Source organism: Bacillus sp. ISL-51 (assembly GCF_018613535.1).
In the GTDB taxonomy this organism is placed as follows: Bacteria; Bacillota; Bacilli; order Bacillales; family Bacillaceae; genus Bacillus.
The window spans coordinates 152,881-165,426 of the sequence record NZ_JAGGQB010000009.1 but is presented as its reverse complement, the minus strand read 5'-3'; the positions used below and the strand labels follow the sequence as shown (position 1 = coordinate 165,426).

Sequence of the window (12,546 nt, the reverse complement as noted above, 5' to 3'; positions counted from 1 at the left end):
GACAAGGAGGTTCATCATGACTCATGAGATAACTGTATATTGGACACTATTTACATGGAATGATTGGAGTTTATATATGGCTGCCACCTCCAAGGGCCTTTGCTTTATCGGCTCGAACGAGGGGAAACTGGATGAATTGGAGCAGTGGGCCGGGAAAAAAATGCCGCAATGCCGATTGGTGCGCGATGATGAAAAACTGGAGCCTTACACAGCTGAACTGCATGATTATATCAAAAACGACAAATCAGCATTTACAATGCCGCTTGATCTTCGCGGGACGGAGTTTCAGCTTGCTGTATGGAAGGCGCTTCAGGACATACCGTACGGGGAGACATTCTCCTACTCTGACGTAGCGGAAAAGATTTATAGACCGCAAGCAGTCAGAGCCGTGGGTGCCGCAATCGGTGCAAATCCTGTGTTAATTATAGTTCCGTGCCATCGTGTCATCGGGAAAAACGGGAAATTAACCGGGTTCAGAGGCGGCTTAGAAATGAAAAAGCAATTGCTGGCATTAGAAGGCAGGCAGATGTAACGGTGAAGCACTTATTATATAAACAGCCGAAAACAATGTTAAACAAAGGTTCAGGATTTTTATCAGGGTACAGCCACACGCTAAATCCATATACAGGCTGTACATTTGGGTGTTCTTATTGTTATGTACGGCGCATGCCTGTTTCATCGTTCCGAAAAGAAGAATGGGGAACATGGGTCGACATTAAGCAGGGTGCCGCAGAGCTTCTGGAAAAAGAACTCACAAGGGCGAAGAGAAAAGGAAGTGTCACGATTTTTATGTCCTCCAGTACTGATCCGTACCAGCCGATTGAACAGCGAGAGAGGGTTACGCGGACACTATTAGAGGTCATGTCGGTCAATCAGCCGGACTTCTTATTAGTGCAGACGAGAAGTCCGCTTGTTCAGCGGGATATTGATTTGTTAGGAATGTTAAAAGATAGAGTCAGAGTCAGCATAACGATAGAAACGGACAGAGAGGATATTCGGAGGCGTTTTGCCCCGAATGCGCCTTCGATTCAAGGAAGGCTTCATACGCTGAAAATTCTTTCTGAAGCGGGGATTCCGGTTCAAGCGGCGGTTGCGCCCACTCTGCCAAGCACGGAAGCTTTTCCGGAGAAACTCGCGCCGCACGTCTCCCGTGTTTGTATTGATGATTATTTTATGGGAGACGGAAGCGGCGGCAAGCGAACAAGGCGGCTGGGAATTGAATCGATCTATGAGGAATTGGATATGCGGGAATGGTACTCTCCCGGTGCTTACCGTAAAGTTTATAACAGAATGGCAGACGTTTTTTCACAGGATCAGCTGTATGTGAGCCGTGACGGATTTTTGCCGTGAATATCAGGAGGGGAGCAATGAAACTTATTTCTTGGAATGTCAACGGCTTGCGGGCCGTGATGAAAAAAATGGATATGGTTGCATATGTACAGGAGGAGGAAGCAGATATTCTATGTCTGCAAGAAACAAAAGTACAGGACGGACAGGTATCATTGCGGCCCGAGGGATATCATGCATACTGGAATTATGCGGAGAAAAAAGGGTACTCGGGCACCGCTGTTTTTTCAAAACAAGAGCCGCTATGTGTATCGTACGGATTGGGAATAGAAGAGCATGATCAAGAGGGCAGAGTGATTACGCTGGAGTTTGAGAATGTGTATGTTGTCAACTGCTACACGCCCAATGCTAAACGCGGATTGGAACGAATTGATTATCGGCTTCAATGGGAAGCGGATTTTAAGGCTTATTTGCAGGAGCTTGATCGGAAAAAGCCTGTCATTTTATGCGGCGATTTGAATGTGGCGCACCGGGAGATTGACTTGAAGAATCCAAAAGCCAACCGGAAGAACGCCGGTTTCTCCGATCAGGAGCGGGCAGCTTTTACCGCATTGTTAGAAGGCGGGTTTACCGATTCATTCCGCTATTTGCACCCCAAGGTGGAAGGGGCGTATTCTTGGTGGTCTTACCGGCTGAATGCACGGGATAAAAATATCGGCTGGCGCCTTGATTATTTCATCGTCTCGGACAGGCTGAAGGAACGGATCAGCCAAGCGAATATTTGTGCCGGCATGATGGGTTCTGACCATTGCCCTGTTGAAATTACAATTGATTTATGATGAGATAGCAGTAAGAGTTTTCCGCTCTTGCTGCTTTTCTTATCCCGAAACTGGAGGAGTACATGGTAAATATAAAAGAGATTGCGAAATTGGCGAATGTGTCGGTAGCCACCGTGTCCCGCGTGTTAAATCATCATCCGTACGTGTCTGAAGAGAAGAGGCAGCTTGTGCACCAAGTAATGAAGAAATTGGATTATACGCCCAATCGCACTGCCATTGATCTCATTCGCGGAAAGACCAATACGATCGGCGTGATCCTGCCTTACAGCGACCATCCTTGCTTTGATAAAATTGTAAACGGTATCACAAAGGAAGCCTTTGCTCATGACTATGTGACAACCCTTCTCCCCACCAATTACGACCCCGATATTGAGATAAAATATTTCGAGCTGTTGAAAATGAAAAAAATTGACGGATTGATTGTCACCTCCCGCGCGAATGAGTGGGAAACAGTGGTTCCGTACCTTGAATACGGGCCTGTTGTCGCCTGTGAATATACGCAGCATCAGGATATTCCATGCGCTTATAATGACAGGCTGTCAGCATATAGAGAAAGCTTTCAGTATTTAAAAAGCCGCGGGCATCAAGACGTCGCTTTTACCTGTGTCCGAGAATCGGAAAAAAGCCCAAGCACGGCTGATAAAGTAAACGCTTATGAGGCTGTTTATGGGGCTCTTGATGATAGCCGTATTTTGGTCGACTGTCATGATATGGACGACGGAGAGCGTGCCGGTGCATACTTTTACAACTGCAGCCAGGCACCGACGGCCATATATGCGCATAGTGATGATGTTGCCGCCGGCTTATACCATTTTGCGCAAAGACAAAAATGGGATGTGGAGATCATTGGTGAGGGGAACCTGAGCGTCAGCCGGGTTTTGAACATTCCTTCCTTGGAGCTTCATTTAGAACGGGTCGGCAAAGAGGCTTTTTCTTTGTTTTTACACAGGAATATAGCCAAAAAACAAATTATGCACCAATTTCGGAGGAAAAAACTCTTGAGCTGAAATGGGTTTCATGCCTTATAACTAGATTGATAAGGAAAGGGAGGATGAAGATGAGGATTGAGCATGCGGCCATATGGGTCAAGGATTTAGAGCGGATGAAAGAGTTCTATGAAAAATACTTTCAAGGAAAAGCGAATGACCTTTACCATAATGAGAAAAAAGATTTTAAATCGTATTTTATTTCGTTTGACTCCGGATGCAGACTGGAAATCATGAAAAAAGGCGATGTGAATGAGACACCTTCGCAGAACATGACAGGTTGGGCGCATCTCGCATTTTCAACCGGCAGCAAGGAGCGGGTGAACGAACTGACGGAAACCTTTATAAAAGACGGTTTTAAGGTAATGAGCGGCCCGCGGGTGACGGGTGACGGTTATTATGAGAGTGTAATAGAGGATTGGGAAGGCAATTTGATAGAAATTACAGTGTAACAGTGCGGAGAGAACCCGCACTGTTTTTCTTATCAGATTTGCTGTGCGTTTGTTTTCGGTCCGAAAAGGATTAATAGGACGGAACATAGGAGCCAGCAGCCGCCAATGAAAATAAAGACGCTGACATAGCCGAGCTTTACGGCAATAAAACCGACAAGCAAGGAGCCGAATATATTTGAAAAACGGCCGAGTCCGTACGCCAAACCGCTGCCTGTCGAGCGATATTCGGTAGGATATGGTTCGGATGTGTACGCGTATAAGTTGGAAGTGAAAACCCGTTCCGTGATGTTGACGATAAAACCGAAGACAATAATCATGACGGGAATAAACGTCATCCCGTATAATAGACCCGCGATCGCGGTCAGAAAGGCGCTTGCCGCCAAAATCCATTTTCGCTGGAATCTTTCGGATATCATTGATCCGAGCAATGCGCCAAGCGGAGCGCCGACAGAGTGAAGTACATTGTACCAAAGCGTTTTTTCCATGGTGATGCCGTTGCTTTTTAATAAGCTGGGCACCCATGAAGCAAAGCCGTAGAAGCCAAAGGTTTCAAGAATCCAGACTGCGGAAAGGATAATGGTAATTTTTAAGTTTCTTCCTTGAAACAGTCCTAAGTAGCCCGCGTGCTTGACGGCAGGCGGAGCTGCTGCTTGCTTGGGCGCGGGAAGCGGGCCTTTTTCTTGCTCCACCCGTGCTTCAATCCGATTCATAATAGCGTCCGCTTTATCGTAAGAGCCGCGGTTCTCGTGCCAGCGCGGTGATTCCTCAAGCCTGCGGATAAAGAAGAAATAAATAAGGCCGACGGCTCCCCATACAAAGACAAGCCGCCATCCCCATGAGCCTAAAGGAATCACAAAAGCGGACACGACATTTGTGACGGGAACGCCTATTAAACCGATCATTGCACAAAAGGAGATGTACTTCCCGCGCACTGAGGAAGGGAAAAATTCCGCCAGATAGCTGTTCGTCACAATCATTGCAGCTGCGACGCCGAGCCCGGTCAGAAAACGGAAAATCATTAAGGAAGGGATATCCCAGGCTAACGCATTTAAAAAGGATGAGATTGAAAAAATAAGGACAAAACAGTTGAGCGCTTTTTTTCGGCCTATTCGGTCAGATAATCTTCCTCCGAGTGAAGCGCCTAAAAACATGCCTAAAAATGATGCGGCCGTGATATCGGCAATAGTGGACAGCTTTACGCCCCAATGCTCAATAAGCGCCGGAGCGACATTGCTGAGCGTAAACAGATCGGCAAGGTCGAAGAAATAAATGATTCCGAGAGCGGTTAACACTTGGTAGTGCACACGCGAAATGGGGAGACGGTCTAATCGATTCGCGACGTTTGAGAATGACTGATTTTTCATAAAAAACCCCCTGATTTGACTGTTGTAATCAGAAAATACTGTAAATTAAATCCTGTAAATACATTATAATGGTCTTTCTGTCTCGAAAAAAGAGTTTAAATAACCAGAGCCAGAGGAAATGGAATAGCGCTTTTTTCTTAAGAACTTATAAAATTTTCCTATATAGGATGCTGTCCATATAGTAAAATGTTCAAGGAAAGGAAGCTGATACATAAAAATGAATACATTTATACGGCCTTTAGAAGGCAAAAATAGTGTTTGGAGATATCTCCTTTCTTTATTATTAATCGTGGGTTTATTCTTTTTTGGAAGTATTGTGACTGTGTTTTATATGTTTCTCACATCCGTCATTGATCCTTCGTTAACAATCGATTGGGATGAGGGAGTTTTAAGTGACCCGCTGGCAGACATTTATTTGCAGCATATCGTATATTTTATAGCGATTCCGGGCATATGGATTGCCGTTCGCTTTATCATGAAACGCCGGTTTTTATCAATCATCACACCGAATCAGACGCTGAATTGGAAGAGGATTTTCTTTGGATTCGGCACTTATTTTATCCTGATGATCATAGCGGAGCTGATCGATTTTGCGGTCAATCATGATAGTTTCTCACTGCAGGAATTCCATGCTTCCCGCTTTTTATGGCTGTTAGCGGCAGCGATCATTTTGGTGCCGTTTCAAACCTCTGCGGAGGAATTTCTATTTCGCGGCTTCCTGCTTCAGTTTGCCGGAAAATTGACAACAAACACGGTGATCCTGTCCGTAATCATCGGAGGGCTATTCGGCGCTCTGCACTTCGGAAATCCGGAAATGGAAAATGGAGCTCTCTGGGCGGGGATTGGATATATCGCCATCGGCATGATATGGACCTTCATCAGTATTAAAACGGGCAGTTTGGAACTGTCGCTGGGCGGGCACGCCGCGAACAATATGTTTTTATTCATATTTCTCACCGAGGATCACACTGTGTACAGCGGTATTCCTTCTCTATTTCTATATACCGGCCATCATGAATTTTACGACTGCATATCGACGCTGGCCATCAACGTTGTATTTGTATGGCTTGCATTCCGTTTTGTGAAGAAAGAAAAAAAGCAGCAGGATGTTTAATCCCTGCTGCTTTTTTGTAATGTCTTCATGGCTTCATCAATATCTGTCGTCGGCTGTCGGCACGCGAAATTTTCACAAATGTAAACCGTCGTTTTGCCGTCGATGATTTGATATTCCGCTGCGAAATCGGCAATGTCTTTGAGGTCTTCCGGTTTTTCTGCTGCGAGAATCGTGTACGCGGGTGTGAAATGCTGCTGAAGAGTCTCTATGAAACGCTTTCTGTCCGGATCGTCTTTGCTGCCGAATATGACGATTTCTTTCTGGGGCATTATATGTGCCAATACGCTTTGCATAAAAAAGGCATTGCTGCTTGGGTAAGCTTCAATTTCCCGTTTGAATACAGAAAACATGGTTTCCGCTTTTTCGATCAGCGATACATCACCCGTCAGGCGGCCGAGACGAAGCAGCTGAACGGCTGCCACGCTGTTTCCGGAAGGCACGGCGCCGTCATAGACTTCTTTTTCCCTGACAAGAAGGGGTTCGGCATCATCGCCTGTGAAGTAAAATCCGCCGTGTTGTTCATCCCAAAACAAATGAAGCATATCCTTGCATAATTCTTTTGCTTTTTGCAAATACGATGTGTCAAAATCGGCTTCGTACAGCTCGAGATACGCTTGGATGAGAAAGGCATAGTCATCGAGAAACCCTTTGTTTTTCACTTCTCCGTCACGATACCGGACCATTACGCGTCCGTTTGGCATGAGGTGTTTTTCAAGAAAACGAACGGCTTTGTCAGCCATGCTGAGATATTCAGGTTCATGAAATGTCCTTGCCGCTTTTGCGAGTCCGGCAATCATGAGCGCATTCCATGAGGTCAGCACCTTATCATCCGCGTGCGGATAGGTTCTGTTTTCACGGGCCTCTAACAGCTTCCGCCTTGCGTCTTCCAGCCGTTCGCTAAGTTCATGCTTTGTCAGGCCTGTCTCTTCCAGAATGTCTTCCAGCCGTGTGAAAATAAGATGAGGGATATTTTTCCCTTCGAAATTGCCTTTTTCCGTGATGTTATACACTTTGCAATAAAGCGAGCCGAGTTCGTCTCCTAAAAGATCTAATACTTCATTCCTAGACCATATGTAATATTTCCCCTCTTTGCCCTCTGTATCGGCATCTAAAGCTGAGAAAAAACTGCCGTCTTCATGCATCATTTCCCGCTGAATAAATGTAATGATCTGTTTGGCAACATGTCTGTAACGCTCATTTTGCGTGACTTGACACGCCTCTGTATAAGCGGTCAGAAGCAGGGCGTTGTCATACAGCATTTTCTCAAAATGGGGCACGAGCCATTCATTATCAGTCGAGTACCGCGCAAAACCAAAGCCGATATGGTCAAAAATGCCGCCATTTGCCATACTGTCGAGCGTTTTTGTCACGCTGTTCAATGCCTGCTCTTTATCTGTATAGCTGTAGTAACGAAGCAGAAACATGAGCATATGCGGCATCGGAAACTTCGGAGCCTGGCCGAACCCGCCATACACCGTATCAAACCCCCCGGCCAGCTGGCGGAAAGTGTCATGAACGGCCTGTTCGCCGAGCATGCCCTCGTTTTGATGGGCCTTCACTTCAAGATGAGCTGCCGCATTTTCTGCTATATCCTCCACATGCTGCCGATCATTCGCAAACGTCTCGGACAGATGTTCAAGCACATCAATAAACCCCGGACGATTAAATTTGCTTGTCTTCGGAAAATACGTTCCTGCGTAAAACGGCTTCTGATCAGGCGTAACAAACACATTTAGGGGCCATCCGCCCTGCCCCGTCATCAGCTGGCAGATTCTCATATACACCGAATCCACATCCGGCCGCTCTTCCCGGTCTACCTTGATGGATATGAATTTATCATTTAAAATGCCGGCGATTTCTTCATCCTCAAAGGATTCGTGTGCCATTACGTGACACCAGTGACATGTCGAATAGCCGATGCTGACCAGAACAGGCTTGTTTTCGCGCTTTGCTTTTTCGAAGGCTTCTTCTCCCCAAGGGAACCAGTTAACTGGATTGTGGGCGTGTTGAAGTAAATATGGTGATTTCTCCGCGATTAAACTGTTGGGTTTACTGTTAGTGGACATGGGATCACCTTCTTTCTTGTCTTTTATAAAAATAAGTTACTTATTTAACTTACCATATTTGCTTTGAAAAATACTTTGCAATGTCTAACATGTATAAGCACAGAAAATTAATAAACGATAACTATGTTTATGACTATAGAAAATGAGGTGGAGTTTGTGAAACATAGTTATTTTTATAGGAGTTGTATTCATCCTCAAACACAACAATCTTATCCTAATGAATCCTTTGCCTGTATTTACAATTCATATTACTCTTGTCAAAATGGTAATTGGGTATATATAGGAGTAGGTTGTTTCCCCCCATATTATCCAGTATTTTAGAGGAATCTATGCTGTCAGTATTGGAATGGCCGCGGTTATTGGCAGAGATGTGCAGTCAATTCATGTCCTCTTTGGGGGCCATATAATAGCCCTCTATATCAGTCATGGGAAGTTTCTAATTGTGATGATTGCACAGGTTGAAATGGATTTTTTAAAAAAATAAAAAATTAGTCTAATTAGGAACAACAATATCAAATTGTTGTTTTTTATTTCGAAATCTTGGCGTTATGATTATAGTCTCTCCTTACTTCATATCAGTGGTACAATTAGGAAAAAACAAGGGATCTTGTAATGGAGATGTAATTTGCAGTTAGTATTGGTTTTTGTAACAAAAATTGGAAGGGGTTTTATAATGATAACTCAAACAATACCAATGTTATTATTGATTTTAATATTTATTGTTTGTGAGATTGTTTACTTAATTATCAAAAAGTTTACTCTAAAAGGAAAATTGGCATCCAAACGTACCTTTATAACCTCTATATTTATCTTTTATTTTTTAATGTTGCTTAAGTTGGTCTTTTTTCCAATAACGTTTGGATCAATGGCAAGAGAAATGAGTTTTCCATCGGAAGCTTATTTTCAGTTCGTTCCTTTTAAGACAATTATGTTATACGTCTCTCATCTAAGTTTTAATCAGTTAATACAGTTTGTTGGAAATATTCTATTGCTTGCTCCGTTTGCGCTATATCTAAATACTCTTTGGCGAATTAGTATAGTGAAAAATATACTTATTGCTTTTTTCTCAACCTTATTGATTGAAACGATTCAAGCCTTAATAAATTGGATAACTGGTTATCCAAATAAAGTATCTGATATTGATGATGTGATTAGTAATGCAGCTGGGTATCTATTAGTTCTATTATTCGTTCCGATTTTTAGAAAGATTTATAGAAGTATGTAGACAATGACTGATTTTTAAAGAAAAGCCGATACATAATGCGGACTATACATCTTGAAATTTTTGCTGGTTTTAGAGGGAGTGTTTAGCAATATTCATTGTTAAACACTCCTTTGTATTTTGTCATAAAGGTACTTCTATTTAATCAAGTCGCAAAAGCATCGCTATAACCGCAAAAAAACCGCAAAGGGGTAGTGGCGCTTCATAAATTCGACCAATCTCCTGGTAAACCCTTCCTTTAGACCTCTATTGGTAGATGTGCATATAAGTGAGCATTAGAGTGGGCTGAAAACCTTGTTTCTCCTTTCTCACCTTAGTATGTTTTTTTGTCAAAATAACTATAAAAAAATACTGTGCCACCAAATACAAGTGGTAACCTTGATGTAATGAAGATATTAAAAAAATAGAAAACCTCTATCTGGTTACACAAGTTTTTAGGGGTTTTAATAATTAATCAAAAAAAATTGATTTATTTCGTTGCATTTATTAAAAAATCCTGAGTATAATAAATAAATCAAAAAAATTTGATTAAAGAGGGCGATATGATGAATGAGACGAAATCAGAATTACTTCAGAGATATGAACAAAAATTTAAAGCTCTTTCTGATCAGAAACGATTAGAGATCATGTATGAACTTTGTCAAAGGGGAAAAACCTGTGTTTGCGATCTGACTGAAATCTTTGAGATGACACAATCTAAACTCTCTTATCATCTTAAAATTTTATTAGATGCCAACTTAATTACCAAAGAAACAAAGGGAACATGGTGCTATTATGATTTAAATGACAATGAGGTAAATCATTTATTATCTGAAGAACTTTGTTGTGTATTTAGAAAAAAAGGTAAAGGAGATTGTTGTTAACTTTAATCATTAAATCAAATTTTTTTGATTAATAGATAAGAGGGGGAATTATTATGAAATTTGTTCATGTAGGGATTAATGTTGTCAATTTGGAGAAATCGATCGATTTTTATCAAAAGGTCTTTGGAGTAAAGCCTGTAAAAGTAAAAACGGACTATGCAAAATTTTTATTAGAAACTCCTGGATTAAACTTCACTTTAAATGCTTGTGATGAAGTAAAGGGAAATCAAGTGAATCATTTTGGATTCCAAGTAGATGGTGTGGATGAAGTCTTGAATCACAAGGAAAGGCTTGAAAAAGAAGGGTTTTTTGCGCGTGAAGAAATGGATACGACTTGTTGTTATGCAGTCCAAGATAAATTTTGGATTACTGATCCTGACGGGAATGAATGGGAATTTTTCTTTACCAAATCAAATAGTGATGTTCAAAAACAAAATTCCTTCTCTTGTTGTGTAACACCAAGTGAAAATACAACGAATTCATGCTGTTAATATGAAAGGTGAGGATTAAGTGATGAAACGTTTATCTTTGTTAGATCGCTATTTAACCCTCTGGATTTTTCTGGCGATGGCATTAGGAATAGGATTAGGTTTTATATTTCCGGGGTTTGTCGGTGGATTAAACAAGTTACAAGTCGGAACTACATCCATTCCTTTAGCTATTGGTTTAATACTAATGATGTATCCTCCTTTAGCAAAAGTTCGTTATGAAGAAATTGGGCGGGTATTTAAAGATATTAAAGTGTTAATTTTGTCATTAGTGCAAAACTGGATTATCGGGCCGATTCTGATGTTTGTTTTGGCTATCATCTTTTTGCCAGATAAACCGGAGTATATGATTGGACTTATTATGATTGGATTAGCTCGCTGTATTGCGATGGTTATTGTTTGGAATGACTTATCAAAAGGTGATACGGAATATGCGGCAGGATTAGTTGCTTTTAATTCAATCTTCCAAATGCTTTTCTTTTCAATTTATGCTTATGTATTTGTGACGGTTATTCCACAATGGTTAGGAATTGAAGGAGCTATCGTTAATATAACGATGTCGGAAACCGCAAAATCTGTATTCATTTACCTTGGAGTTCCTTTTATTGCAGGAATGCTGACACGTTATATTTTTGTAAAAGTGAAGGGAAAAGAATGGTATGAAAGAGTGTTCATTCCTAAAATTAGTCCAATTACATTAATTGCTTTGCTATTTACAATTATCGTCATGTTTTCTTTGAAAGGTGATGTAATCGTCAGCTTGCCGTTAGATGTTATTCGAGTTGCGATTCCATTATTGATTTACTTTGTTTTAATGTTCTTTGTTTCCTTCTTTTTAGGAAAGAAAATTGGAGCAAACTACGCTGTCACCACTACATTAGCTTTTACAGCAGGAAGCAACAACTTTGAATTAGCGATTGCTGTAGCTGTGGGTGTATTTGGAATTCATTCAGGTGCAGCATTTGCCGCCGTAATTGGTCCGCTTGTAGAAGTACCTGTTATGATTGCACTTGTTAATGTTGCTTTGTGGTTTCAACGAAAATATTTTCAAAATCACTCCATGTAAAGGGAGAATCATATATGAAGAATAAAAAAATTATTTACTTCCTTTGTACAGGAAACTCTTGCCGAAGCCAGATGGCTGAAGGATGGGCTAAACGGCATTTGGATGATGTGTGGGAAGTTTACAGCGCTGGAATAGAAGCACATGGATTAAATCCTAATGCTGTTAAAGCTATGAAGGAAATAGGTATTGATGTATCTAATCAAACATCGGATATTATTAATCCTAACATTCTAAACAATGCTGATTTTGTCGTCACATTATGCGGTGATGCGGCAGATAAATGCCCCATGACTCCACCACATGTTAAAAGAGACCATTGGGGTTTTGATGATCCTGCAAAAGCAAAAGGAACCGAAAAGCAAAAATGGAACACCTTCCAACGAGTCCGTGATGAAATTGGAGAACGCATAAAACGATTTGCTGAAACAGGTGAATAGAATTTTAATAGCCGTGGGGAAACCTCCCGGCTATTATTTTTATCAACATAAAGAAGATGTGAATTTTTGATGGTTACTCTAACAAACATGCCACCAGTGACAAGTCGAATAGCCGATACTGACCTGAACAGGCTTCTTCTTCCCAGGGGTGCCAGTTTACCGTGTTATGGGCTTGCTGAAGTAAATATGGAGACTCCTCAGCGTTTAATCTATTGGGTTTATTGTTGTTTGGCATAGGATCACCTTCTTTCACTTTTTATTTGTTTTTATTTTACGTTGCCATAATGGAGTTTAGTTATAGATTAGGTTTTATCTGCTAATTGCGTCTTAGGATTGCCAGCCTTTTGCGCACAAAATTTTTG

The 12,546-nt window shown here is 41.6% G+C and carries 14 protein-coding genes; 11 read left to right on the top strand and 3 right to left on the bottom strand.

Going from position 1 to position 12,546, the window contains the following annotated elements; genetic code table 11:
* Window positions 1-16: 16 nt before the first annotated feature.
* From J7E26_RS13890 to J7E26_RS13870, 5 genes are all read left to right on the top strand, one after another.
* Window positions 17-532: a methylated-DNA--[protein]-cysteine S-methyltransferase gene (locus J7E26_RS13890; RefSeq protein WP_214800315.1), complete on the top strand. Its 516-nt coding sequence runs from the start codon at window positions 17-19 to the stop codon at window positions 530-532.
* Window positions 533-534: 2 nt separating this feature from the next.
* Window positions 535-1,350, top strand: a complete 816-nt coding sequence (locus J7E26_RS13885; protein ID WP_214800314.1) for an SPL family radical SAM protein — start codon at window positions 535-537, stop codon at window positions 1,348-1,350.
* Window positions 1,351-1,367: 17 nt separating this feature from the next.
* Window positions 1,368-2,126, top strand: coding sequence for an exodeoxyribonuclease III (locus J7E26_RS13880; protein WP_214800313.1), 759 nt, complete (start codon window positions 1,368-1,370; stop codon window positions 2,124-2,126).
* A 62-nt stretch (window positions 2,127-2,188) separates the two neighbouring features.
* Window positions 2,189-3,133: a transcriptional regulator CcpB gene (locus J7E26_RS13875; RefSeq protein ID WP_214800312.1), complete on the top strand. Its 945-nt coding sequence runs from the start codon at window positions 2,189-2,191 to the stop codon at window positions 3,131-3,133.
* 50 nt (window positions 3,134-3,183) lie between these two features.
* Entirely contained in the window at window positions 3,184-3,564 is a 381-nt protein-coding gene (locus J7E26_RS13870; protein ID WP_214800311.1) for a VOC family protein, read from the top strand.
* 32 nt (window positions 3,565-3,596) lie between these two features.
* Here J7E26_RS13870 and J7E26_RS13865 read toward each other — a convergent pair whose 3' ends face one another.
* Entirely contained in the window at window positions 3,597-4,928 is a 1,332-nt protein-coding gene (locus J7E26_RS13865; RefSeq protein ID WP_214800310.1) for an MFS transporter, read from the bottom strand.
* 217 nt (window positions 4,929-5,145) lie between these two features.
* Here J7E26_RS13865 and J7E26_RS13860 point away from each other — a divergent pair, with 217 nt between their 5' ends.
* The gene (locus J7E26_RS13860; RefSeq protein ID WP_214800309.1) at window positions 5,146-6,042 is read left to right on the top strand and encodes a CPBP family intramembrane glutamic endopeptidase; all 897 of its coding nucleotides are present in this window, start codon (window positions 5,146-5,148) and stop codon (window positions 6,040-6,042) included.
* Here the strand turns inward: J7E26_RS13860 and J7E26_RS13855 are convergent.
* Window positions 6,039-8,108 (bottom strand): thioredoxin domain-containing protein, encoded by a 2,070-nt coding sequence (locus tag J7E26_RS13855; RefSeq protein WP_214813567.1) that lies wholly within the window; start codon window positions 8,106-8,108, stop codon window positions 6,039-6,041. The genes J7E26_RS13860 and J7E26_RS13855 overlap by 4 nt on opposite strands.
* Before the next feature lie 625 nt (window positions 8,109-8,733).
* On the opposite strand from J7E26_RS13855, the gene J7E26_RS13850 reads away from it, so the two are divergent.
* From J7E26_RS13850 to arsC, 5 genes are all read left to right on the top strand, one after another.
* Entirely contained in the window at window positions 8,734-9,333 is a 600-nt protein-coding gene (locus J7E26_RS13850) for a VanZ family protein (protein WP_214800307.1), read from the top strand.
* 542 nt (window positions 9,334-9,875) lie between these two features.
* Entirely contained in the window at window positions 9,876-10,193 is a 318-nt protein-coding gene (gene arsR, locus J7E26_RS13845; protein ID WP_214800306.1) for an ArsR/SmtB family transcription factor, read from the top strand.
* 53 nt (window positions 10,194-10,246) lie between these two features.
* Window positions 10,247-10,684: an ArsI/CadI family heavy metal resistance metalloenzyme gene (locus tag J7E26_RS13840; protein ID WP_214800305.1), complete on the top strand. Its 438-nt coding sequence runs from the start codon at window positions 10,247-10,249 to the stop codon at window positions 10,682-10,684.
* Between the two features lie 22 nt (window positions 10,685-10,706).
* Window positions 10,707-11,747 carry an ACR3 family arsenite efflux transporter gene (gene acr3 / locus J7E26_RS13835; protein ID WP_214800304.1) on the top strand — a complete coding sequence of 347 codons (1,041 nt, stop codon included), beginning with the start codon at window positions 10,707-10,709 and terminating at the stop codon, window positions 11,745-11,747.
* 14 nt (window positions 11,748-11,761) lie between these two features.
* Window positions 11,762-12,184, top strand: coding sequence for an arsenate reductase (thioredoxin) (gene arsC / locus J7E26_RS13830; RefSeq protein ID WP_214800303.1), 423 nt, complete (start codon window positions 11,762-11,764; stop codon window positions 12,182-12,184).
* A gap of 73 nt (window positions 12,185-12,257) precedes the next feature.
* Here the strand turns inward: arsC and J7E26_RS13825 are convergent, their stop codons facing one another.
* Window positions 12,258-12,419 (bottom strand): DUF255 domain-containing protein, encoded by a 162-nt coding sequence (locus J7E26_RS13825; protein WP_214985284.1) that lies wholly within the window; start codon window positions 12,417-12,419, stop codon window positions 12,258-12,260.
* Window positions 12,420-12,546 lie beyond the last annotated feature (127 nt).